Origin of the sequence: Brevibacterium sp. CS2 (genome assembly GCF_005280295.1) — a bacterium.
Classification (GTDB): Bacteria; Actinomycetota; Actinomycetes; order Actinomycetales; family Brevibacteriaceae; genus Brevibacterium; species Brevibacterium pityocampae.
The window spans coordinates 1,394,704-1,416,121 of record NZ_CP040020.1 but is presented as its reverse complement, the minus strand read 5'-3'; the positions used below and the strand labels follow the sequence as shown (position 1 = coordinate 1,416,121).

General features: G+C 70.2%; 22 protein-coding genes. 12 read left to right on the top strand and 10 right to left on the bottom strand.

Going from position 1 to position 21,418, the window contains the following annotated elements; all coding sequences use genetic code 11:
- Positions 1-124: 124 nt before the first annotated feature.
- The 10 genes from FDF13_RS06270 to FDF13_RS06225 all read left to right on the top strand — a co-directional run bounded on the left by FDF13_RS06270 (position 125) and on the right by FDF13_RS06225 (position 10,041).
- Entirely contained in the window at positions 125-679 is a 555-nt protein-coding gene (locus FDF13_RS06270) for a CGNR zinc finger domain-containing protein (protein ID WP_175406883.1), read from the top strand.
- 92 nt (positions 680-771) lie between these two features.
- Entirely contained in the window at positions 772-2,511 is a 1,740-nt protein-coding gene (locus FDF13_RS06265) for an FMN-binding glutamate synthase family protein (RefSeq protein ID WP_137318918.1), read from the top strand.
- A 102-nt stretch (positions 2,512-2,613) separates the two neighbouring features.
- Positions 2,614-3,375, top strand: a complete 762-nt coding sequence (locus FDF13_RS06260) for a response regulator transcription factor (RefSeq protein ID WP_137318917.1) — start codon at positions 2,614-2,616, stop codon at positions 3,373-3,375.
- A gap of 98 nt (positions 3,376-3,473) precedes the next feature.
- Positions 3,474-5,162, top strand: a complete 1,689-nt coding sequence (locus tag FDF13_RS15460) for a cell wall metabolism sensor histidine kinase WalK (RefSeq protein WP_137320395.1) — start codon at positions 3,474-3,476, stop codon at positions 5,160-5,162.
- Positions 5,159-6,724, top strand: a complete 1,566-nt coding sequence (locus FDF13_RS06250; protein WP_137318916.1) for a S1C family serine protease — start codon at positions 5,159-5,161, stop codon at positions 6,722-6,724. The genes FDF13_RS15460 and FDF13_RS06250 overlap by 4 nt, the downstream gene beginning before the upstream one ends.
- Before the next feature lie 151 nt (positions 6,725-6,875).
- Complete coding sequence (locus FDF13_RS06245) at positions 6,876-7,166, top strand: WXG100 family type VII secretion target (protein WP_137318915.1); 291 nt, start codon at positions 6,876-6,878, stop codon at positions 7,164-7,166.
- Positions 7,167-7,351: 185 nt separating this feature from the next.
- Positions 7,352-8,161: a PspA/IM30 family protein gene (locus tag FDF13_RS06240; protein ID WP_137318914.1), complete on the top strand. Its 810-nt coding sequence runs from the start codon at positions 7,352-7,354 to the stop codon at positions 8,159-8,161.
- Positions 8,158-8,442, top strand: coding sequence for a hypothetical protein (locus tag FDF13_RS06235; RefSeq protein ID WP_137318913.1), 285 nt, complete (start codon positions 8,158-8,160; stop codon positions 8,440-8,442). The genes FDF13_RS06240 and FDF13_RS06235 overlap by 4 nt, the downstream gene beginning before the upstream one ends.
- Before the next feature lie 94 nt (positions 8,443-8,536).
- Positions 8,537-9,451, top strand: a complete 915-nt coding sequence (gene htpX / locus FDF13_RS06230) for a zinc metalloprotease HtpX (protein WP_137318912.1) — start codon at positions 8,537-8,539, stop codon at positions 9,449-9,451.
- 11 nt (positions 9,452-9,462) lie between these two features.
- Entirely contained in the window at positions 9,463-10,041 is a 579-nt protein-coding gene (locus tag FDF13_RS06225; protein WP_137318911.1) for a hypothetical protein, read from the top strand.
- Here the strand turns inward: FDF13_RS06225 and FDF13_RS06220 are convergent, their stop codons facing one another.
- The 3 genes from FDF13_RS06220 to FDF13_RS06210 all read right to left on the bottom strand — a co-directional run bounded on the left by FDF13_RS06220 (position 10,042) and on the right by FDF13_RS06210 (position 12,048).
- Positions 10,042-10,257 carry an RNA-binding S4 domain-containing protein gene (locus tag FDF13_RS06220; protein ID WP_137318910.1) on the bottom strand — a complete coding sequence of 72 codons (216 nt, stop codon included), beginning with the start codon at positions 10,255-10,257 and terminating at the stop codon, positions 10,042-10,044. It abuts the gene before it with no gap.
- Between the two features lie 109 nt (positions 10,258-10,366).
- The gene (locus FDF13_RS06215) at positions 10,367-11,173 is read right to left on the bottom strand and encodes a hypothetical protein (protein WP_137318909.1); all 807 of its coding nucleotides are present in this window, start codon (positions 11,171-11,173) and stop codon (positions 10,367-10,369) included.
- 116 nt (positions 11,174-11,289) lie between these two features.
- Positions 11,290-12,048: a sulfite exporter TauE/SafE family protein gene (locus FDF13_RS06210; RefSeq protein ID WP_137318908.1), complete on the bottom strand. Its 759-nt coding sequence runs from the start codon at positions 12,046-12,048 to the stop codon at positions 11,290-11,292.
- A 39-nt stretch (positions 12,049-12,087) separates the two neighbouring features.
- Between FDF13_RS06210 and FDF13_RS06205 the strand changes: the two genes are divergently transcribed.
- Positions 12,088-12,771 (top strand): DUF1707 domain-containing protein, encoded by a 684-nt coding sequence (locus FDF13_RS06205; protein ID WP_137318907.1) that lies wholly within the window; start codon positions 12,088-12,090, stop codon positions 12,769-12,771.
- 103 nt (positions 12,772-12,874) lie between these two features.
- Here FDF13_RS06205 and groL read toward each other — a convergent pair whose 3' ends face one another.
- The 6 genes from groL to mmsB form a co-directional block, all read right to left on the bottom strand.
- Positions 12,875-14,500, bottom strand: coding sequence for a chaperonin GroEL (gene groL / locus FDF13_RS06200; RefSeq protein WP_137318906.1), 1,626 nt, complete (start codon positions 14,498-14,500; stop codon positions 12,875-12,877).
- A gap of 197 nt (positions 14,501-14,697) precedes the next feature.
- Entirely contained in the window at positions 14,698-14,901 is a 204-nt protein-coding gene (locus FDF13_RS06195; RefSeq protein WP_137318905.1) for a cold-shock protein, read from the bottom strand.
- Between the two features lie 302 nt (positions 14,902-15,203).
- A complete protein-coding gene (locus FDF13_RS06190; RefSeq protein WP_137318904.1) occupies positions 15,204-15,791 on the bottom strand; it encodes a LytR C-terminal domain-containing protein in 588 nt (195 codons plus the stop codon).
- 2 nt (positions 15,792-15,793) lie between these two features.
- Positions 15,794-16,087 carry a DUF3263 domain-containing protein gene (locus FDF13_RS06185; protein ID WP_137318903.1) on the bottom strand — a complete coding sequence of 98 codons (294 nt, stop codon included), beginning with the start codon at positions 16,085-16,087 and terminating at the stop codon, positions 15,794-15,796.
- A 152-nt stretch (positions 16,088-16,239) separates the two neighbouring features.
- Positions 16,240-17,706 (bottom strand): aldehyde dehydrogenase family protein, encoded by a 1,467-nt coding sequence (locus FDF13_RS06180; RefSeq protein WP_217494909.1) that lies wholly within the window; start codon positions 17,704-17,706, stop codon positions 16,240-16,242.
- A 55-nt stretch (positions 17,707-17,761) separates the two neighbouring features.
- Positions 17,762-18,658 (bottom strand): 3-hydroxyisobutyrate dehydrogenase, encoded by an 897-nt coding sequence (mmsB, locus tag FDF13_RS06175; protein WP_137318902.1) that lies wholly within the window; start codon positions 18,656-18,658, stop codon positions 17,762-17,764.
- 186 nt (positions 18,659-18,844) lie between these two features.
- On the opposite strand from mmsB, the gene FDF13_RS06170 reads away from it, so the two are divergent.
- On the top strand, positions 18,845-19,525 hold the full coding sequence (locus FDF13_RS06170; RefSeq protein ID WP_137318901.1) for a uracil-DNA glycosylase: 681 nt from the start codon (positions 18,845-18,847) through the stop codon (positions 19,523-19,525).
- Here the strand turns inward: FDF13_RS06170 and FDF13_RS06165 are convergent.
- Positions 19,490-21,319, bottom strand: coding sequence for a threonine/serine exporter ThrE family protein (locus FDF13_RS06165; RefSeq protein WP_254668932.1), 1,830 nt, complete (start codon positions 21,317-21,319; stop codon positions 19,490-19,492). The two genes, FDF13_RS06170 and FDF13_RS06165, sit on opposite strands and share 36 nt — an antisense overlap.
- Between the last annotated feature and the right edge of the window lie 99 nt (positions 21,320-21,418).

Here is a 21,418-nt window from a genome sequence, read left to right as displayed (position 1 = left end):
ATTTGACTCATGACAGAGCCCCGCCGGATCTCAGTAGACACGATCCCTGGCTCATGAGTCAAATGCGTGATGCGCCTGACATCTGCTGCGCCCGGGAAGGCCCGCCCGGTAGACTGGTCCGACCATGACCTTCACCTACGAGGCGCGCTCCAACCTGCTCATGCTCGTCGACCTGGTCAACAGCGGCCGCCGGGACGTCGAGGACCTCCCCGACCCCGCATCGCTCACCGAATTCGTGCGCACCCACGGCTTCTCCGGCCCGCTCACCGGGACCGCGACGGAACTCGAGCGGGTGCACGCGGTCCGCTCGGAGTTCGCCACGGTGTTCGGCGCGGACTCCGTCGAATCGGTCGTCGCCCTCGTCAACGCCACCCTGCTGCGATGCAATGCGCTCCCCCAGCTCGTCGACCACGACGACTGGGGCTGGCACCTCCACGCGGTGGCGCAGACCGCGCCGCTCGCCGACCGGATCGCGATCGACATCGCTCTCGTGCTCGTCGACGTCGTCCGCGACGGGGAGCTCGCCCGCCTCCAGCACTGCGCCGCCGAGGACTGCGACGCAGTGTTCGTCGACTTCTCCCGCAACCGCTCGAAGCGGTACTGCGACGTCGGCAACTGCGGCAACCGGGCCCACGTCGCGGCCTACCGCAGACGGCAGGAGGCCGCCGAGGCCGGTTGAACCGGACGGGCAGGGCGCCTTGTGCCGCACGGTCGGCACCGGCGCGGACCCGGCCCGGTGACCGCGCCGGAGCACCGGCGTAGGCTGGTCCCATGGTCGCCATCGCCGTGTTCGTCGCACTCCTCGCCCTGGTCGCCGCCTCCGTCCTGCTGGCGGTGGTCGTCTCCGCCTGGTGGTGGCTGCTCGCCGGCCCCGCGATCCTCCTCCTCGTCCTCGGCATCATCGACATCACCCAGCGCGAGCGCGCGATCCTGCGGAACTTCCCGGTGATCGGCCGCGGCCGGTACCTCATGGAGACGATCCGGCCGATGATCCAGCAGTACTTCGTCGAACGGAACTACGACGGCAAGCCCTTCGACCGCGATGTCCGGCTCCTCGTCTACGAGCGCGCCGCCGGCACCCACTCGGTCAAGTCCTTCGGCACCGAGCTCGAGGTGCGCTCCCCGGGATACGAGTACCTCGTCCACTCGGTCCAGCCCGGCCGGATCCCCGAGGGCGAGCATCGCGTGCGCCTCGGCGGTCCCCAGTGCACCCTGCCCTACGACGCCTCGCTGCTGAACATCTCCGCGATGAGCTTCGGCTCCCTGTCGAAGAACGCCGTGCTCGCGATGAACCGGGGTGCGGCCAAGGGCGGCTTCCTCCACGACACCGGGGAGGGCGGCCTGACGAAATACCACCTCGGCGCGGGCACCGATCTCCTGTGGGAGTTCGGCAGCGGCTATTTCGGCTGCCGCGACGCGGACGGGAACTTCTCCCCCGAGGAGTTCGCCGCCAAGGCCCGGCTCGACGAGGTCAGGGCCATCTCCATCAAGCTCTCGCAGGGCGCCAAGCCCGGCCTCGGCGGGGTGCTGCCCGGGGACAAGGTCACCCCGGAGATCGCCGAGGCGCGCGGTGTGCCCGTGGGCATGGACTGCATCTCCCCGCCCGGGCACTCGGCGTTCGGCACCCCGACGGAGATGATGGAGTTCATCGCGCAGCTGCGCGAGCTCTCCGGCGGCAAGCCGATCGGCTTCAAGCTCTGCGTCGGCATGCGTCGGGACTTCCTCGCCCTGTGCAAGGCGATGCTCGCCACCGGCATCCTGCCCGACTTCATCATCGTCGACGGCGCGGAGGGCGGCACCGGGGCGGCCCCGCTCGAGTACGAGGACCACATGGGCACGCCGCTCGCCGAGGGCCTCCACATCGTCCACAACGCGCTCATGGGCTGCGGCCTGCGGGAGCACATCCGGATCGGCGCGGCCGGCAAGATCGCGAGCGGCCACGACATCGTGCGGCTGCTCATCCAAGGCGCTGACTTCTGCATGTCGGCGCGCGCGATGATGATGGCCGTCGGCTGCATCCAGGCCCAGAAGTGCCACACCAACCACTGCCCCACGGGCGTGGCCACGCAGGACCCCAAGCTCGCCCGCGGGCTCGACGTCCCCTCGAAGTCCGAGCAGGTCTACAACTACCACCGGGCGACGATCGAGGAGACCAAGCAGATGCTCTCCACGCTCGGGGTGTCCGGCCCCGAGGAGCTCGACCTGCGGATGCTGCGCCGCCGCATCTCGCAGACCGAGGTGGTGACCTATCAGACGCTCTACAACTGGCTGCGCCACGGCGAGCTCCTCAGCGACCCGCCGCGCGGCTGGGCGGCGGACTGGAACGCCGCCTCGGCCGACCGGTTCGGCCCGGACCCCCGCCTCCGCGGCGCCCGCTACTCCCCCGACCGGAACCGCGACGGGATCCCCGATGTCGGCCTCGACGACGCGCCCGTCGGGACCTCCGGATCGCCGATCGAGGGCCGCGACATCATCCAGGACTCACCGGACGACGGGAGCTACCATGCGTGAATCCCACCCCCGGGTCGCGCATCGTCCTAGATGAGACTCACATCACATTCATGCTCAGTCGACATCCAGCCGACTACCAGATTCGGGGAGCATACTCGGACCATGAACACGACTCACCATGAAGCCCAGGACGTCGAGGCGACCCTCCTCGTCGTCGACGACGAGCCCAACATCCGCGAGCTGCTCTCCACCAGCCTCCGCTTCGCCGGATTCGACGTGGTGTCCGCGGCCAACGGCACCGAGGCCCTGCGCCTGGCCGAGCAGACCGAACCGGACCTCCTCGTCCTCGACGTCATGCTCCCGGACATGGACGGCTTCACCGTCACGCGCCGCCTGCGCCAGGCCGGGCGCCACATCCCGGTCGTCTTCCTCACCGCACGCGACGACACCTCCGACAAGATCACCGGCCTCACGGTGGGCGGCGACGACTACGTCACCAAGCCGTTCTCCCTCGAGGAGGTCGTCGCCCGCATCCGCGCCGTGCTGCGTCGCACCCACAGCCTCGAGGAGGAGGAGACCGCCGTCATCGAGGTCGGCGAGCTCGAGCTCGACGACGACACCCACGAGGTGCGCCGCGGGGGCATCCTCATCGACCTCTCCCCGACCGAGTTCAAGCTCCTGCGCTACCTCATGCTCAACGCGAACCGCGTGCTGTCGAAGGCGCAGATCCTCGATCACGTGTGGGAGTACGACTTCGGCGGCGACACCGGCATCGTCGAGTCCTACATCTCCTACCTGCGCCGCAAGATCGACACCGCGCCCACCACGGACGAGGCCGGCAATCCCGTCGAGCTCGCGTGGACGCCGATGATCCAGACCAAGCGCGGCGTCGGATACATGCTCCGCACGCCCGAGCAGAAGTAGGCGACCGAGCCATCTCCGCCCCCGTCAGACACAGCCGCAGGGACCGGACGGTCATCTGGGAGGAGTGGTCGCTCACGACCAAGCTCCTCTCGATCATGATGACCCTCATGGTGCTCGTCCTGTCCGGCACGAGCGCCTGGGTCCTCGAGAACCTCCGCGCGAGCCTCATCGAGCGCACCGACCAACGGCTCATCCAGGCCTCCGAGGCGCTCGTGATCCAGGCCGCCGACCAGGTGCTCGTCCCCGCCCCGCTGCGCACCCCGGAGTCCTCCACCCCCTCGGAGGACTCGCTGCGCAACCTGCTCCCCGGCTCGTACTACGTGCAGTTCTACACGACCGACGGGGACCGGATCTACGATCCGGTGGCCCCGGTGCCGGACAACACCCCGCGCCTGCCGATCATCGACTCCGATACCGTGACGACGATGCAGGGGCGGCCGTTCACCGTCAACGGCACCGGCTCCCAGTGGCGGGTGCGGGCGCTCACCGTGAGCAGCTCCGACCTCCTCGTCGCGATCGCCGTGCCCTTCGACCGCGAGGTCGACGCGATCAGCGAGCGCGCCCGCAACACCATGGTCGGCATCGGCCTGCTCGCGCTCGCGCTCGTCGCCGGGGTCGGGTACTTCGCGATCACGAACACCTTCCGCCCGCTCAAGGCGATCGAGGAGACCGCCTCCCGGATCGCCGCCGGCGATCTCAGCCAGCGCGTGTCCACGTACCCGCCGGGCACGGAGCTCGGTCGGCTGTCCGCCGCGCTCAACACCATGCTCGGACGGATCGAGGACTCCTTCGACGGGCAGACCCGCTCGGAGAAGCGGATCCGCCAGTTCGTGTCCGACGCCTCCCATGAGCTGCGCACCCCGCTCGTGACGATCCGCGGCTATGCCGAGCTCTACCGACAGGGTGCGGTCACCGACCCCGAGCACGTCGCGCAGGCGATGAGCCGGATCGAGGCCGAGGCGAAGCGGATGGGAGTGCTCGTCGAGGACCTCGTCGTGCTCGCCCGGATGGACGAGCTGCGCCGGACCGAGACGGGCCCGGTGGACCTCGCCGCGATCGTCCGCGATGCCGCTGCGGACGCCGCCGCACAGGACCCCGACCGGGACATCGCCTTCATCGGGCTCGACGGCGAGGACGCCCCGCCGGTGCCGCCGGTCATCGGCTCCGACGCCAAGCTCCGCCAGGTCATCGTCAACCTCGTCGGCAACGCCGTGCGGCACACCCCGCCGCAGACCGCGATCGAGTTCGCCGTGGGCGTCGTCGGTCTGCCCGAGCCCGCTGCCGAGTCCGAGGAGACCAAGCCGGAGCGCGGCTTCGTCACCGGGCCGGTGCGGATCTTCCGCCGCGAGGCTGCCGAGGAGCGCAAGCAGAGCGCCGAGAGGAAGAAGGCGGCGAAGGCCGGGGAGCGCGCCCGCACCCGCACCGGGGAGCAGGCGATCGTGCCCGATGTGTCGGCGACCGGGGGCGTGAGCGTGAGCGAGAACCTCCGCGGCTTCCCCGCCGGCCGCGTGCGCTTCGAGGTCCGCGACCACGGCGAGGGCATCGACCCCGACCTGGCCCCGCGGATCTTCGAGCGCTTCTACCGCCTCGACTCCTCCCGCAACCGCGACACCGGAGGCTCCGGCCTGGGCCTGTCGATCGTCAAGGCGATCGTCGAGTCCCATCGCGGCGAGATCTCCGTGCACCCGACCCCGGGAGGCGGCGCGACGTTCCGCGTCGACCTCCCCATCCCCCCGCAGGACATCTCCGGCGAGGACACCGAGCCGATGAGGAAGGACCTCCCATGAGCGACGATCCACAGCGCCCCGGCCCCGGGGACCCCCGACAGTCCGGATACGGGCAGCACACCCCCGGGTACGCCTCCGGTCCCGGACGGCATGCCGAACCGCAGCGCCCGACCTTCGGGTCTCCCGCTGCTCCTGCCGGGCCCTCGGGTCAGCAGGGCTACAGTCAGCAGTCCCCGGGTCAGGAGTCCCCGGGTCAGCAGGGTCAGCCCGGCCGGCAGGGCTACGGCCGACCCGGTTCGGGACAGTCCGCACCGGCCGGACAGCCGGGCTACGGACAGCAGGGCGGGGCGCCGGGATACGGCCAGCAGTACGGACAGCAGGGCGGCACCCGGCCGGGCTACGGCTCCGCGGGAGCCCCCGCCGCCGGCACGACCTCCACCGGCACTGCGGTCGGCACCACAGCACACGCCGGACCGGCCGGCTCCGGCCCGGCGTCGCCGGCTCCCGCCTCGGGACCGGGGCGCGGCCGCCGCGGACCGGGCTGGCTCCCGCTCCTCGCCCTCACCCTCGTCGCCGCGCTCATCGGCGGGGCGATCGGCGTCGGCACCGCGTTCTTCCTCGATGCGCAGAACGATCGGCAGTCGCAGGAGGAGGTGACGATCGAGACCCCGGACTGGACCGCGATCTCCGCCGAGGCCACGCAGAGCGTCGTCGCGATCCAGGTGGGCACCAACGGCCAGATGTCCGGTGTGGGCTCCGGGTTCGTCTACGGCGACCAGGGCTACATCATCACCAACAACCACGTCGTCGCCCCCGCCGACACCGCCGGCGGCGAGGTGCAGGTGGTGACGAACTCCGGTGCGATGGTGAGCGCCTCGATCGTCGGCCGTGATCCGGAGACGGACATCGCCGTGCTCCAACTCGACCAGCAGCCCGAGGGACTCACCCCGCTTCCGGTGGGCGATTCCGCGGCGATGCAGGTGGGCGACCCGGTGATGGCGCTCGGCAACCCGCTCGGGCTCGCCGACACCGTGACCACCGGCATCGTCTCCGCGCTCAATCGACCGGTGACCACCTCGAACATCGGGGAGAACCCCTCGGAGGAGGACATCGCGCTGACGATCACCAACGCGATCCAGACCGATGCCGCGATCAACCCCGGCAACTCCGGCGGTCCGCTCGTCAACGGGCAGGGCGAGGTCATCGGCGTGAACTCCTCGACGGCGACCCTGCAGCAGCCCGGCTCCGGCGGGCAGAGCGGCTCGATCGGCATCGGATTCGCGATCCCGATCTCGCAGGCGACGAACATCGCCGACCAGCTCATCTCCACCGGTGAGGCCAAGCACCCGCACCTCGGGGTGAGCATCACCTCCGGCGAGGTCGAGAGCGGCGGCATCTCCCGCGGTTCCGCGGTCGTCTCCGCTGTGGAGGGCGGCTCCGCGGCCGACCAGGCCGGCATCCAGCAGGGCGATCACATCATCGCGGTCAACGACACCCCGGTGAACTCGAGTGTGTCGCTCCAGGCGATCATCCGTGCGCAGGCGGTCGGCGACACCGTCACGCTCACGATCGTGCGCGGCGGCTCGGAGACGAACGTGCAGACGACGCTCGGCGAGGGCTGACGCCGGGACCGGAGGTCACAGGCGCACCCACGCGTGCGAGCCGGGGGCTGTGGACGATATCGCGTCATCCACAGCCCCCGTCCGTGCCTGGCGCGGCGGACCGGTGGGGGACGAACCTGGGAGCACCAGCCCGTCACCCCAGGAGGATCCCATGTCCCTGTTCGAAGTCGATTCCGAGCGCGTCCTCGCCACCGCCGCCACCGCATCCCGGTCGGTGACCGTGCTCGGCGGCGAGGTCGACCAGCTGCTCCATCATCTGCGCACCCTCAACGAGTGCTGGCGCGGCAGCGCGGCGCAGAACTTCACCGCCGTCGTCGACGACTGGGAGGCGGTGCAGCGTCGCGTCCACGAGTCGCTCGACTCGATCAAGGAGGCGCTCCAGCTCGCCGGCCGGCAGTACAGCGAGGTCGAGGAGGCGAACACCCGCCTGTTCGTGCGCTGAGGCTGTTCGTGCGCCGCGGCCGCCCTCGCCGCGGATCGCAGACCGGGCGCGGATCTCGGCGGAAATTTCCAGACTCACGCAGTAGTGTGGGCAGGGACCGCACGCGTGACCGAGCGCCGTGGCCGTCGGTGCTCCCCGCCCCGTGCCACGGCTCTCCGACCGGCTCCGAAGGAGACTCCCTGAGCATGAGCATTTTCAAACGCATCGCCATGATTTTCGGCGCCAAGGCGAACTCGGCCCTCGACAAGGCCGAGAACCCCAACGAGACCCTCGACTACTCGTACCAGAAGCAGCTCGAACTCCTGCAGAAGGTGCGCCGCGGGGTCGCGGACGTGGCGACGAGCCGCAAGCGCCTTGAGCTCCAGATCGGCCAGCTCGAGCAGCAGCAGGCGAAGCTCCAGTCGCAGGCGCAGAAGGCCCTCGAGGTCAACCGCGAGGACCTCGCCCGCGAAGCGCTCACCCGGAAGTCCGGCCTGTCGCAGCAGATCGCCGACCTCCAGACGCAGCACCAGAACCTCCAGGCCGAGGAGCAGAAGCTCACCACCGCCTCGCAGCGCCTGCAGGCCAAGGTCGACGCCTTCCGCACCCGTAAGGAGACGATCAAGGCGACGTACACCGCCGCGGAGGCGCAGACGAAGATCGGTGAGGCCTTCACCGGCATCTCCGAGGAGTTCGGCGACGTCGGCCTGGCGATCCAGCGGGCCGAGGACAAGACCGCGCAGCTGCAGGCCCGCGCCGGCGCCGTTGACGAGCTCATCGCCTCCGGCGCGCTCGACGACATGACCGGCACCGCGAAGGACGACATCTCCGCCCAGCTCGACGCGCTGTCGAGCGACAACGACGTGGAGATGGAGCTCGCCCGGATGCGCGATTCGCTGCCGAGCGGGGACGGCGGCGCCCGTCGTCCGGCCCTCGAGGCCGAGGACGCGGAGATCTCGGACCCGGCCCAGGGCACCGCGGAGGGCACCGTCGACGGCCGTGGGGGTGCGCAGTGATCGTCCGCATCATGGGTGAGGGCCAGTTCGACGTCGCCGACGTCGAGCAGGACACCCTGCAGAAGTACGACGCCGAGGTCGAGGAGGCCGTCGAGTCCGGCGATGCCGAGCACGTGCACCGCGCGCTCGAGACGCTCCGCCAGTACATCTACGACCATGCGCAGCCGGTCTCCGAGGACTTCCTCGGCGGGTCCGACATCGTCATCCCCTACCCGGATGCCGAGATCGACGACATCCGCCGGCTGCTCACCGGCGAGGGCTTCCTCCCCGACCCCGCCTGAGCCCGCGGCGCGCGGTCCCCCCGCGTCACCGTCCACCGCCCCGGCGCCGGCCGGGGCGGGCCGCCACACCACAGGAAGCAGGCCGCTCGACTCCATGGCCACCTCGCGATTCATCAAGGACCGCGGACTGTCGTTCCGCATGGGCCTCACCGTGTTCCTCAACGGGCTGATCTACGTCGTCCTCATCCTCGCGATCTGGTGGATCCTGGGGAGGAGCGCCGCCGGAGCGATCCTGGCGCTCCTCATCAGCGTCGGGATCTTCTTCTTCCAGTGGTACTTCTCCGACTCGATCGCGCTCAAGTCGATGCGCGCCCGCGTCGTCACGCCGGAGGAGGCGCCGGAGCTCCACGTCATGGTCGACCGGCTGTGCCAGCTGGCCGACTCGACGAAGCCCCGGGTCGCCTACTCCGACTCCCCGGTGCCCAACGCCTTCGCCACCGGGCGCTCGCCGGACCACTCCGTGGTGTGCGTGACCCGCGGACTGCTCGAGCAGCTCGAGCCGGCGGAGGTCGAATCCGTCCTCGCCCACGAGCTGTCCCACGTCGCGCACCGCGACGTCACGGTGATGACGGTCGCCGGCGTCACCGGTGTCGTCGCCGGGCTGATGATGCGCAGCTTCCTCTACTCCGGCGGGCGCGGCCGCGGGAACTCCAACACCGGCGGCATCCCGATCCAGCTCGCCATGATGCTCGTCGGTGTGGTCGTCTACGCCCTGAGCTTCGTCCTCATGCGGGTCCTCTCCCGCTACCGGGAGCTCGCCGCCGACCGCGCGGCCGCCTACCTCACCGGCAGCCCCTCGACGCTCGCCTCGGCGCTGACGAAGATCAGCGGTGAGATGGGCCGGATCCCCGCCCAGGACCTCCGCGCCGCCTCCGGCGCCAACCACCTGGCACTCGTCCCGGCGATCAACGGCCGCGACGTCGTGCAGCTGCTGAGCACGCACCCCAGCCTGGAGAAGCGCCTCGCCCAGCTCCAGCAGATCTCCGAGGATCTCTCCCGCCCGATGTGAAAGGGGTCCCGATGGGATTCTTCGACGCCCTGCTCGGTCGCAGCTCGCCCAAAAAGGCGAACCTCGACGACCTCTTCGCGTTGCCGCCGGCTGTCCTCACGCTCGAGGCCGCCACCGGTCTGCGCCCCACCGGCACCGCCTCCGTGGCCTTCCGGGAGGTCGAGGGCGGCGCCTTCGCGCAGGTCGAGCAGGAGAGCCGCGCGCTGATCGCCAAGGACCCGGACTGCACGGTCCGGCAGGAGAACGACGGCTTCGGGTACACCTGGCAGGTCATCACGGATGCGCACGCGGACACCTCGAACCTCGTCACCAACGTCCACGCGGTGAATTCCTCGCTCGAGAACCAGGGCTTCGGGCCGATGCTCCTGTGCTCGGCGCTCTACCTCGCCGATGCCGACGGCACGCGCGCCGCACTCGTCTACCTCTACAAGCGCGGCACCTTCTACCCGTTCGTGCAGACCGGACCGCACCGGCGCGACACCGCGCTCGAGATCCAGATCCGGGGCATCGTGTCCTCCGAGCTCCGCATCGAGGACGACCTCTCGAAGTGGTCGCCGGTGTGGGACGCCCCCGGGATGGCCGGGCAGTAGTTATTCCGCGCGGACCACGGTGAAGGAGATGCCGAGGACGGACACGGAGTCCCCGGGAGCGATGCTCCGGCCGCGCCGGGTGTCCACCTCGCCGTTGACGGACACCTCACCGCCGGCGATGAGCTGCTTGGCGAGCGCCCCGTTCTCGGCCACCCCGTGGAGCTTGAGGACCTGACCGAGGGTGATGCTCTCATCCCGGATCTCGATTGACTCCATGACGGGTGCTGACCTTCCGGACTCGGGGCCGCCGGCGCAGGATGCGTGCGGCGGGGACATGCATGCGGTGCTTCCAGGGTAGCGCCCGCCGCGTCTGCGCGCTCGGGACTCAGAACCCGAAGTCGAATCCGCCGCCCATGTCGCCCATGTCCTCGCCGAATCCGCCGCCCATGTCCTCGCCGCCGCCCTCGCCGGCGCCGAACCCGTCCTGGTAGCCGGCATCGTAGGAGCCGTCCCAGCCGCCGCCGAAGCCGCCGAACATCATCGCGCCCATGAGGACGCCGGGCAGCAGGCCGGAGCCGGCGTAGGAGTTGAAGTAGCCGCGGTTGTATTCCGCGTAGGCCGGGCCGGCCTCCCAGTAGGCGCGGCGCGTGCGGCCGTCGCCGGTGGCGACCTTGCGGACCGCGGGCTCCGCGCCGACGGCGACGCGCTCGGCGTCGGCGGCGCACACGGGCACGGGACGGGGGCGGCCGCCCACCGGCGCCCAGTCGATGTCCTGCGTCGAGGGGCCGTGCTGGGGGTTGAAGAAGCAGGGCGGACGGCGCACCGGCAGGGGCTTGCCCTCGACCCGGGCGCGCACGCACTTGGCGGCGTAGCGACCGTCCTCGATCGCCTCGGTGACGTGGCGGATGTCCTCGGGATCGTCGACCTTCTCGAGGGTCTCCTTGGCGGTGTCGTAGGCGTCGATCGCCCGCTGGTAGTCCTGCCGGCCGCCCTCGTCGAGCTCGACCCCGGCGGTGACGATGTCGAGGTCGGCGACCTCCTCGCCGTAGGCGGTGACGTCCTCGGCCGCGGTGCCCTTGACGAGCTCGAGCTCGGCCCTGCGCTGTTCGAGTGCCCGGTTCCGCTCCCGTCGCGAGCCGACGTAGAAGGCCACGCCGACGATGACGAGCAGGGCCACGAACACGTATCCCATTGCGTACCTCTCCATGGTGTTGACGGATCGAGCGGACTGCCTCGATTATCCGTGGTCAACCTGGCAGCGATCTGTGCCCCACCTGCACTGCGGCCCGGTATCGAGCCCCGGGCGGCTCAGCGGCCGGCGAGCTCGGTGAGTCCGATGACGAGGGTGAGGATGCCGCCGCCGAAAGCGAGGGTGATCATGATGATCCGTGCGATGTGCACCGGCATGACGCGGGACAGGAGCTCCCCGGCCACCTGTCCGAGCACGAGCGCGGCGATGATGCTCCCCCAGATCCCGGCCTGCAGCTGCGGCACCGCGTGGGCGCCGTCAAAGAGGATCTTCGCCGCGATCGCTCCGATCCCGGCGATGATGAAGTACGGCTGCAGAGTCGCCGCGAAGCTGCGCTGGTCCCAGCGCGTCATGATCGCGTAGACGCTCACGGCCGGTCCGCCAACCCCGGCCGAGCCGCTCATGAACCCGGAGACGAACCCGGCTGTGCCGGTGCGCGCGGTGGACGGTGCGACCGGCGGGGCGTAGCGGCTCCCGAGCAGCGAGGCGGTGAGCGCGGCGACGATGAGCACGCCGATGAACACGTGGACCGCCCAGCCGGGCAGGACCGTGGTGAGGAGTGCGCCCGGCACTGTCCCCAGCAGCGCCCCGACGGCGAGCACCCAGACCCGCGGCCACTGGATCTCCCGGAACGTCCGGGCCATGACGATGGAGGAGGAGACGACGCCGCAGAAGTTGACGAGCACGACGCCGGGCACCGGATCGAGGAGGACGACGAGGAACGGTCCGGCGACGAGCGCGAAGCCCATGCCGGTGGTGCGCTGCATGAGAGCTCCGACGAACACGAACAGCACGATGAGCACGACGACGAGATCCACGCCCTCGATGGTAGCCCGGTGCGGGAGTAGTCTGGGCGTATGGCTCTCGACAGCTCGGCATGGTCGTCCTTCAGCGCGGACCCGCGCTCCGAGGGCGAGCTCCGGGCCTCCGACATGGACCGCAACGCGGTGTTCGAGATCCTCAACTCCGCACTCGCCGAGGGCCTGCTCGACATCACCGAGCACGGCGAGCGGCTCGACGCCGCCGCCGGCCTGCGCCGGCTGGGCGAGGCCGTGCCGCTCGTCGAGGACCTCATCCGCCCCGACGGCGGGCCGCCCGGCACCGGCACCCTGGTGCGCCCGGAGCTCGAGGCGCTCGACGAGTACTCCGGCACCCCGACCACGCCCGAGGCGATCGACGCCGCGGCGGTCGAGCTGTACCGGGAGGACGTGCGGAAGGCGATCGTCGGAGCGGCCACCCCGTCCCTCATCACCGTGCTCATCTGGGCGGTGACGTGCTTCGTCGCCGGCAGTCTGATCTTCTTCTGGCCGGCCTTCGTCATCCTCGGCACCGGGATCAGCGTCATCACCACCGTGTCCTCGCGGAGCTCGATCATCCGCAGGCGGCGGGAGATGCTCACCACCCGGGCGCGCGCCCGGCTGGGCGATCCCCGTGCGCAGGCCGAGATCGAATCGAATCCGAGCGCGTTCCGCTACGAGCCGCGCTCCAGCCGCGCCGAGCGCCGCGCCCGCCGCCGGGAGATCGACCGCCGGCTCGAGTGAGCGCGGCCGGTGCAGGTACCGCACCGATGAATGCAGTGGGGGCGAGGTCGCGTGCGACCTCGCCCCCGTGCCGACCGGAGTCAGCGCTGGTGTGCGTCGCAGATCAGAAGTCCATGCCGCCCATGCCGCCGTCGGCTCCCGGCATCGCCGGAGCGGGCTCCGGCTTGTCGGCGACGACGGCCTCGGTGGTGAGGAACAGCCCGGCGATCGAGGCGGCGTTCTCCAGTGCGGAGCGCGTCACCTTGACCGGGTCGTTGATGCCTGCGGCGAGCAGGTCCTCGTACTCACCGGTGGCCGCGTTGAGTCCGTGACCGGGCTCGAGGTGGCGCACCTTCTCGGCCACCACGCCCGGCTCGAGGCCGGCGTTCGTGGCGATCTGCTTGAGCGGGGCGTCGATGGCGACCTTGACGATCTGCGCACCGGTCGCCTCGTCGCCGGTCAGCTCGAGGGTCTCGAACGCGGTCTTGCCCGCCTGGATGAGCGCCACGCCGCCACCGGCGACGATGCCCTCCTCGACGGCCGCCTTCGCGTTGCGCACGGCGTCCTCGATGCGGTGCTTGCGCTCCTTGAGCTCGACCTCGGTCGCGGCTCCGGCCTTGATGACTGCGACACCGCCGGCCAGCTTGGCCAGGCGCTCCTGCAGCTTCTCACGGTCGTAGTCGGAGTCCGAGTTCTCGATCTCGGCGCGGATCTGGGCCACGCGGCCGGCGATCTCGTCCGAATCGCCGGCACCCTCGACGATGGTGGTCTCGTCCTTGGTGACGACGACCTTGCGGGCGGTGCCCAGCAGGTCGACGGTGGCGTTCTCGAGCTTGAGGCCGACCTCCTCGGCGATGACCTGACCGCCGGTGAGGATCGCGATGTCGGCGAGCTGCGCCTTGCGGCGGTCGCCGAATCCCGGGGCCTTGACGGCGACGGACTTGAAGGTGCCGCGGATCTTGTTGACCACGAGCACCGCCAGGGCCTCGCCCTCGACGTCCTCGGCGAGGATGACCAGCGGCTTGCCCGACTGCTGCACCTTCTCGAGGACGGGGAGGAGATCCTTGACGTTCGAGACCTTCGAGTTGACGATGAGGATGTAGGGGTCCTCGAGCACCGTCTCCTGGCGCTCCGTGTCGGTGACGAAGTAGCCGGAGATGTAGCCCTTGTCGAAGCGCATGCCCTCGGTGAGCTCGAGCTCGAGGCCGAAGGTGTTCGACTCCTCGACGGTGACGACGCCCTCCTTGCCGACCTTGTCGATCGCCTCGGCGATGAGCTCGCCGATCGCGGGATCACCGGCGGAGATGCCGGCGGTCGCAGCGATCTGCTCCTTGGAGTCCACGTCGACCGCGGACTCGAGGAGCTTCTCCGTCACCGCGGCGACAGCCTTTTCGATGCCGCGCTTGAGGCTGAGCGGATCGGCACCGGCCGCCACGTTGCGCAGGCCCTCGCGGACGAGCGCCTGAGCGAGCACCGTGGCGGTGGTGGTGCCGTCGCCGGCGACGTCATCGGTCTTCTTGGCGACTTCCTTGACGAGTTCCGCACCGATCTTCTCGTACGGGTCCTCGAGCTCGATCTCCTTGGCGATGGAGACGCCGTCATTCGTGATGGTCGGCGCTCCCCACTTCTTTTCGAGCACGACGTTGCGACCGCGCGGTCCGAGCGTGACCTTGACGGCATCGGCCAGGGTGTTGAGCCCGGTCTCGAGTCCGCGACGTGCTTCTTCGTCGAATGCAATGAGCTTTGCCATAGTGGCTGGGGTCCTCCCTGTAACGGGGTGGATTGTCGATCTCGTCTCCGCAGCGCCCGCGACGGCCGGGCTTCGCTCCGCTGATTCCCTTCCACAGCGGCGCTGGGCCCTCTTCGCGGAGCCGAGTCACACCAGTACTAGATTTAGCACTCTCCCCCACCGAGTACAAATGCCCCGGTTCACCGTCTGTCGGCCGATCAGGCCAGAGTCACGGACTCCGCCTGCGGACCCTTGTCGCCCTGGCCGACCTCGAACTCGACCTGCTGGCCCTCTTCCAGCGAACGGTATCCGTCCATCTGGATCGCGGACCAGTGGACGAAGACGTCCTGCTCGCTGCCGTCAACGGTGATGAAACCGTATCCCTTTTCGGCATTGAACCACTTGACAGTACCTTGCGCCATTATTTCTCCAAAACAGCTGTGAGCGCGCGTGATGCGCATTGAATCAGCCCCTGAAACTTCGAGATGACGCCGATACTTCATTCACCGCCGGTGCTGTGCACGCGGCTGAAAACTTCTACCGGAAGCCACGACGGGCCTCAGTTGACTGCTCCCCATCCTAGACGCGCACCCGGAGGAACACAAGCCGCCTTGATGAACATTCGGAGAACCGCCGCATCCGGACCCACTTCAGGACAAGCGGGCTTGCCGCGAAATGGACGGAGTCGGCCCAGGTCAGGGCTATGAGCGCGGGGATCCGCGGCTCAGGCGCCGGGGTCCTCCGCGGCCCCATCGGCAGTCGGCGGATCGTTCGCGATGTCCGAGCAGACGACGACGGTGATGTCGTCCGTGAACTCCTCGGACTCCTCGACATCGGTGACCCCGAGCAGCTCGGCGAGCGCCTGCGCCTCGGCCTCGAACTCCGGATCGGAGTAGTGGATCGAGGACACGGTGTCCGCCGTCGTGTGGTTGCCGACCTGCGCCACGGTCCAGCCGGCGCCCTCGACGGCCTCGCCGAAAGCGGAGCCCGCGCCGGACACGCCCGAGGCGTTGAGGACGGCGACCGCGGCCGTCTTCTCCACCGCGTCGATGTCGACGGAGGGCTCCTCAGTCGTTTCCTCGCTCGTGGGCTCGGCGGTAGCGGTGGGCTCGGCGATCTTCTCCTCCGGGTCGCCGGCCGAGGTGCGGATGATGTTGATCGCACCGAACACGAGGAGCAGCGCGGCGATCGCGAGGATCGCGATGAGCGCGAGCGCCCCGGCCTGCGAGGTCGGGCCGCCGTCGCGCCGATGCGCGCCCTTCCTGCCGGTCGCCGGCAGGTCGTCGAACTCGTCCTTGGGGTAGTCGGCCACGGTTACCTCGCGATCCGGGCCTGTGCGCGGTGGCGCTGTCGACTGTCACGGATCCGCCGCAGTCGCTTGATGAGGATCGGGTCCGCGACGTAGGCCGCGGGGTTCTCGAGCAGGGAGTTCAGCACCTGGAAGTACGACGCGGCGGACATGTCGAAGCGCTCGCGGATCGCGTGGTCCTTCGCTCCGCCGTAGGTGTACCAGCGGCGCTCGAACTCGAGAACCGCGACTTCGAGCGTGCTGAGCTCGCCGTGCGGTGCATCACCGCCGCCGTGCGCGCCCGACTCCACGTGCGCCATGCCACCTGCCTTCTGTTCGGATGCGGCCATTCTACCCGGAATCACATCGATGTGGTTCGCTCCACCGGTGCCCGTGTGCCCGGGTGACCGGGATGAGCGGCGGTCGCTCGCACACCGCCCGACTCGGGACGAGCGTGCGAGCGGCCCTCGGCTCAGCGGATCTTGACGTTGATCTGCTTGATCTGGGTGAAGCCCTCGAGCATGCCCTCGAGCGAGGCCTCGCGGCCGAACCCGGAGGTCTTGTACCCGCCGTAGGACTGGCCGACGACCTGCCCGCCGCCCTGGTTGATCTGCACCCAGCCGGACTCGATCCGGTCCGCCATCCGCAGCGCCTTGTCGATGTCGCGGCAGAACACGAAGGCTGCGAGCCCGAAGTCGCTGTCGTTGGCCATCTCCACGACCTCGTCCTCGGTGGTCCACGGGATCACCGAGAGGACGGGGCCGAAGATCTCCTCCTGGCTCGTCTTCCACTCGTTCTTCGCCTTCGAGAACACGACCGGCGCGTGGTAGAAGCCGGGCTCGCCGACCTCGAGGTCGTCCGCGCCGTCGTAGGCGATCTCGACACCGTCCATCGACTTGCCGAGCTCGATGTAGTCCGCGATCTGCCGGTGCTGCTTCTCATTGATGACGCAGCCGATGTCGCTCGCCTCGTCGCGCGGGTCGCCGACCTTCATCCCCTTGATCCGCTCGACGAGCCTGCCGAGGAAGTCGTCGTAGATCTCGGTATGGAGGAACAGGCGCGAGCCCATGGTGCACGACTGGCCCTGGCGGGCGAACCGGGTGGCGAGGAGCACCTGGTCGAGCACGTCATCGGTGTTCGAGTCCGGGAAGATGATGTTCGGGCTCTTGCCGCCGAGCTCCATCGAGGAGTGGGCGAGGCGCTTGCCGGCGACCTCCGCGACGTGGCGGCCGACCCCGGTGGACCCGGTGAAGGACACCTTGTCGACGTCCGGATGCTGGACGAGCGCCTCACCGATCACCGAGCCCTTGCCGGTGACGACGTTGAAGACGCCGGGGGGCAGGATGTCGCCGATGATCTCGGCCATCTTGACGATCGTCAGGGGCGCGTCCTCGGCGCTCTTGAGCACGAGGGTGTTGCCGGCGGTGAGTGCGGCCGGGGTCTTGAACGCCGCGATCATCAGCGGTGAGTTCCACGGCAGGATGCCAGCGACCACACCGAGCGGTTCGCGCTTGGTGTAGTGGAGGTCGCCGTCGCCGGCCGGCAGGGTGACGCCCTTGACCTCGCCGGCGACGCCGCCCATGTAGCGGAACAGGTCGACGAGCACGCCGGTCTCCGGGCGGGCCTGGGTGCGGATCGCGTTGCCGGTGTCGAGCGCGGTGAGCTGGGCGAGCTCCTCGGTGGCCGACTCGAGCGCGTCGGCGCAGCGGAGGATGAGCTTCTGGCGCTCCTTGAAGTGGAGGCCGGCCCATGCGGGGAAGGCCGCGCGGGCGGCGGCGACGGCGCGGTCGGCGTCCTCGGCCTTGCCGTCGGGCACGGTGGCGACGACCTGGTTGCGGTCGATCGGGGTGATGACGTCGGTGCGGGAGCCGTCGGCGGCATCGACCCATTCGCCGCCGATGTACATCTTCCAGTCCTTCGGTGCTGGAAAGTCGGTCACAGTGTTCCTCTCGTAGCGTGCGGGCCCGGAGCGCTTCCGGGTGCGGGGCGCGGGTTCAGGACGGGAAGGTCCCGTCGACGATCTTCTTGACGATGGAGCAGTCGCGGTCGCCGGCGCCGGCGTCGGACACCTGCTGGAGCATCTCCTGCACGATGGTGCCGAGGACGAGCGGGGTGTCCGTCTCCTCGGCCGCGGCGAGGGCGAGCGTGATGTCCTTGTTCGCGAGGTCGGCGGTGAAGGTGGGGGCGAAGTCGTTGTTCGCCGGGGAGGAGTCGACGACGCCGGGGTACGGGTACCAGGTGCGCAGCGGCCAGGAGTCGCCCGAGGACACGCTGGCGATCGAGTGGAACACCCGGTGGTCGAGGCCCAGGCGGTCGGCGAGCACCGCCGCCTCCGAGGTCGACACCATGTTGATGAAGAGCATGAGGTTGTTGCAGATCTTCGCCGCCTGGCCGGTCGTCGCCTCGCCGGTGGCGATGATGTTGCCGGCCATCGGCTCGATGAACGGCCGGGCCTTCTCCACCACGTCCGGCTCGCCGCCGACCATGAAGGCGAGCGTTCCCTTCTGCGCCCCGGCGATGCCGCCGGACACGGGGGCGTCGAGGAACTCGAAGCCGGCCGCGGCCGCCTCGTCGTGCAGCGTGCGGGCCGAGGCGACATCGATCGTCGAGCAGTCGATGAGCAGGGTGCCCGGGGCCGCGTTCGCGAAGATCCCGTCGGGCCCCTGGTAGGCGGCGAGCGCGTGTTCCCCGCGCGGCAGCATGGTGAACGCGATCTCCGCACCTGCGAGCGCCTCGGTCGAGGACCCGGCGGCGATCACGCCGTCGGCCGCGGCGGCCTCGAGGGCGGGGGCGGAGAGGTCGAAGCCGCGCACGGTGTGGCCGGCCCCCACCAGGTTCGCAGTCATCGGGTGGCCCATGTTCCCCAGGCCGATCCAGGCGATCGTCGCCATCACATCCATCCTTCCGCAGCATCGGTTCGACAGTGCACTCGCCTCCGAGCATATCCGTCACCGGAGCACCCGGTCACTCCCCTGCGCGGACCGCCTGCGCACAGCCGCTGTGCACGCCGCACGCGAAGAGCGCACCGGCCATGTGCCCTGTGGGTGAGGCACTACCGAGGCACTACCCTGTGAGGCATGCCCGACACCCCGCCCCCGCTCTCGCAGATCATGGCCGCCGACTGGGCCGCCGCACTCGCACCCGTCGCAGGCGACATCCGCCGGATGGGCGACTTCCTGCGAGCGGAGAACGCCGCCGGCCGCCACTACCTGCCGGCCGGCGACCAGGTGTTCCGCGCCTTCGTCGAACCGCTCGCCGACGTCCGGGTGCTCATCGTCGGCCAGGATCCCTACCCCACCCCGGGGCACCCGATCGGTCTGTCCTTCGCCGTCGCGCCCGAGGTGCGGCCGCTCCCGCGGTCCCTGCAGAACATCTACACCGAGCTCGAGGCCGACCTGGGGATCCCGAAGGCGGCCTCCGGCGACCTGCGGCCTTGGGCCGAGCAGGGCGTCATGCTCCTCAACCGCTGCCTCACGGTGGCACCCGGCGCACCCGCCTCGCACCGCGGCAAGGGCTGGGAGGCGATCACCGACCGCGCGATCGAGGCGCTCGCCGAGCGCGGCGGGCCGCTCGTGGCGATCCTCTGGGGGCGCGACGCGCAGGCGCTCGGACCGCGGCTCGGCGACGTCCCGATCATCGCCTCACCGCACCCCTCGCCGCTGGCCGCGTCCCGCGGGTTCTTCGGCTCGCGCCCATTCAGCCGCGCGAACGCGGAGCTCGAATCACGCGGCGGGCGCGGGGTCGACTGGCGGCTCTGAGCGGCGCTTGTGCATGCCGAGCGGGCGGGCGAGGAAGTTCCCGAGCACGGCGCCGACGGCGAGCGCGGCGTTCGCGGTGACTGCAGTGAACAGCGAGGACAGGCCGGCGGACAGCGGCACCGCGTCCTGGGGCTGCACGATCTCGTAGACGGCGGAGAAGATCGACAGGCCCTGGAGGAGCGGGAAGATCGCCGGGATGAGCATGACGATCGCCGGCGCACCGCGCCACAGCGCGATCGGGCGGCACAGGAAGCCGACGACGGTCGCCGCGATGAGACTCGTGATGATGGTGCCGAGCCCGATCACGCCGAGCCCGGTCAGCGCGAAGAAGCCGATGAGTCCGACGCCGGCGGCCGGCAGGATGATCCGGCGGGCGGCCTGGTTGCCGATCGAGCCGCAGGCGGCGACGATCGAGGCGGCGATGAGCGAGATGATCGTCGACAGCGCCTCCACTCCCCCGGACTCGACGACGATCTCGATCGGCGAGAGTCCGATGAGCATCCCGACCCGGAGCCCGAGCGCGATCCCGGAGACGATGCCGGCCATCGACATGAACACCTCGACGGTGCGGCTGGCGGCGGTGAGCGGGAACTTCGTCAGCGAGTCCTGCACCGCGGAGAACAGGCCGAGCGTGGGCAGCAGGAGCACGATCCCGCTCGCCACGAGGTACTGCGGACCGGCGATGAGGTCGAAGGTCCAGGCCGTCATCGCGACGAGGGTGGTGAACATCGATTGGGCGGCGATGGTGAAGAACGGCGGCATCCCGGTCCGTCCCAGCAGGGCGCCGAACCGGTCGTTGACGATGGCCATGATGAACCCGAGGAACGAGGCGATGTAGCCGCCGCCGAGCAGGAGGACGAAGCACCCGGCAAGGAGGCCCCAGGCGACGGTGACGAAGGTCTCGCCGTAGGGGCGGCGCTGCCGGCGGATCGCGTCGATCCGTTCGCGGGCCTCGAGGTAGTCGATCTTCCCGTCGGCCATGTCGGACACGAGGGTGTGGACGGAGGCGAGCTTGGCGAAGTGGATGGACTCCTCGCGGTTGACGCGCATGACGGTCATGAAGGTGCCGTCGGGGTTCGCGTAGTGCACGGTGAGCGAGTTCGAGGTGAGGTCGACCTCGACGTCGAGCAGCCCGAGCGAGGTGCAGGTGGCGATGACGGACACCTCGACGTCGGCGGACCCGGCACCGGCGCGGAGCATGATCGCGCCGATGTCGACCGCGAGGTCGAGGATCATCCGCGCCTCCTCCTCGGTCTTCACCACGGTGGCGACCGGCGCCTGGTAGGGCGTGCCCTTGAGCGCGGCGATGATCGGGATCGGTTGGGTCGACGGCGAGTTGTCGGTGACGATGCGGCCGACGGCCTTGCGGGCGATCTTCTCCGCGACGCGCTTGGAGTTCGCACCGGCGGGCCGGGTCAGCTCGATGAGCTTCTTCGCCCGCCGGCTCACCGGCCGCTCGTCGTGCGAGCGCGGGGTCTCGGACTCGGCGGGGCGGGAGCCGCGGGGCGCGGAGTCGACGGCGACCTCGACGAACTCCGGCGGCGTCTCCTCGCCGCTGGCGGCCTCGGCCCCGCGCGCCCCTGCGGGCTCTCCGGAGCCGTCGGCGTCCTCGGCCTCGCGGGCGACGGAGGCGGTGACGGAGTCCGCGGAGGACTCGACGGCAGCGCCCCCGGCCCCGGTCTGCGGTTCGGCGACCGGCTGCTCGGAGGGCTGCGGGATCGGCGAGCCGGCGTTCGGCGTCGCGGTCGTCGTGCCCCCGGCCGGGGTCTCCGTCGTCGCCTCGCTGAGCCGCACCGGATTCCGTGGCCTCGGCGGCGAGCTGCGCCTCGGCGGCGTCGAGAGCGGCCTCCGCGGCGGCTTCGTCGGCATCGTCCTCCGGGGTCTCACCCGTCA

Excerpts from the sequence above, each read along its gene's own strand:
- FDF13_RS06270 (WP_175406883.1), top strand. The coding sequence starts at position 125 with ATGACCTTCACCTACGAGGCGCGCTCCAACCTGCTCATGCTCGTCGAC.
- FDF13_RS06265 (WP_137318918.1), top strand. The coding sequence starts at position 772 with ATGGTCGCCATCGCCGTGTTCGTCGCACTCCTCGCCCTGGTCGCCGCC.
- FDF13_RS06260 (WP_137318917.1), top strand. The coding sequence starts at position 2,614 with ATGAACACGACTCACCATGAAGCCCAGGACGTCGAGGCGACCCTCCTC.
- FDF13_RS15460 (WP_137320395.1), top strand. The coding sequence starts at position 3,474 with ATGACCCTCATGGTGCTCGTCCTGTCCGGCACGAGCGCCTGGGTCCTC.
- FDF13_RS06250 (WP_137318916.1), top strand. The coding sequence starts at position 5,159 with ATGAGCGACGATCCACAGCGCCCCGGCCCCGGGGACCCCCGACAGTCC.
- FDF13_RS06245 (WP_137318915.1), top strand. The coding sequence starts at position 6,876 with ATGTCCCTGTTCGAAGTCGATTCCGAGCGCGTCCTCGCCACCGCCGCC.
- FDF13_RS06240 (WP_137318914.1), top strand. The coding sequence starts at position 7,352 with ATGAGCATTTTCAAACGCATCGCCATGATTTTCGGCGCCAAGGCGAAC.
- htpX (WP_137318912.1), top strand. The coding sequence starts at position 8,537 with ATGGCCACCTCGCGATTCATCAAGGACCGCGGACTGTCGTTCCGCATG.
- FDF13_RS06225 (WP_137318911.1), top strand. The coding sequence starts at position 9,463 with ATGGGATTCTTCGACGCCCTGCTCGGTCGCAGCTCGCCCAAAAAGGCG.
- FDF13_RS06220 (WP_137318910.1), bottom strand. The coding sequence starts at position 10,257 with ATGGAGTCAATCGAGATCCGGGATGAGAGCATCACCCTCGGTCAGGTC.
- FDF13_RS06215 (WP_137318909.1), bottom strand. The coding sequence starts at position 11,173 with ATGGGATACGTGTTCGTGGCCCTGCTCGTCATCGTCGGCGTGGCCTTC.
- FDF13_RS06205 (WP_137318907.1), top strand. The coding sequence starts at position 12,088 with ATGGCTCTCGACAGCTCGGCATGGTCGTCCTTCAGCGCGGACCCGCGC.
- groL (WP_137318906.1), bottom strand. The coding sequence starts at position 14,500 with ATGGCAAAGCTCATTGCATTCGACGAAGAAGCACGTCGCGGACTCGAG.
- FDF13_RS06195 (WP_137318905.1), bottom strand. The coding sequence starts at position 14,901 with ATGGCGCAAGGTACTGTCAAGTGGTTCAATGCCGAAAAGGGATACGGT.
- FDF13_RS06185 (WP_137318903.1), bottom strand. The coding sequence starts at position 16,087 with ATGGCGCACGTGGAGTCGGGCGCGCACGGCGGCGGTGATGCACCGCAC.
- mmsB (WP_137318902.1), bottom strand. The coding sequence starts at position 18,658 with ATGGCGACGATCGCCTGGATCGGCCTGGGGAACATGGGCCACCCGATG.
- FDF13_RS06170 (WP_137318901.1), top strand. The coding sequence starts at position 18,845 with ATGCCCGACACCCCGCCCCCGCTCTCGCAGATCATGGCCGCCGACTGG.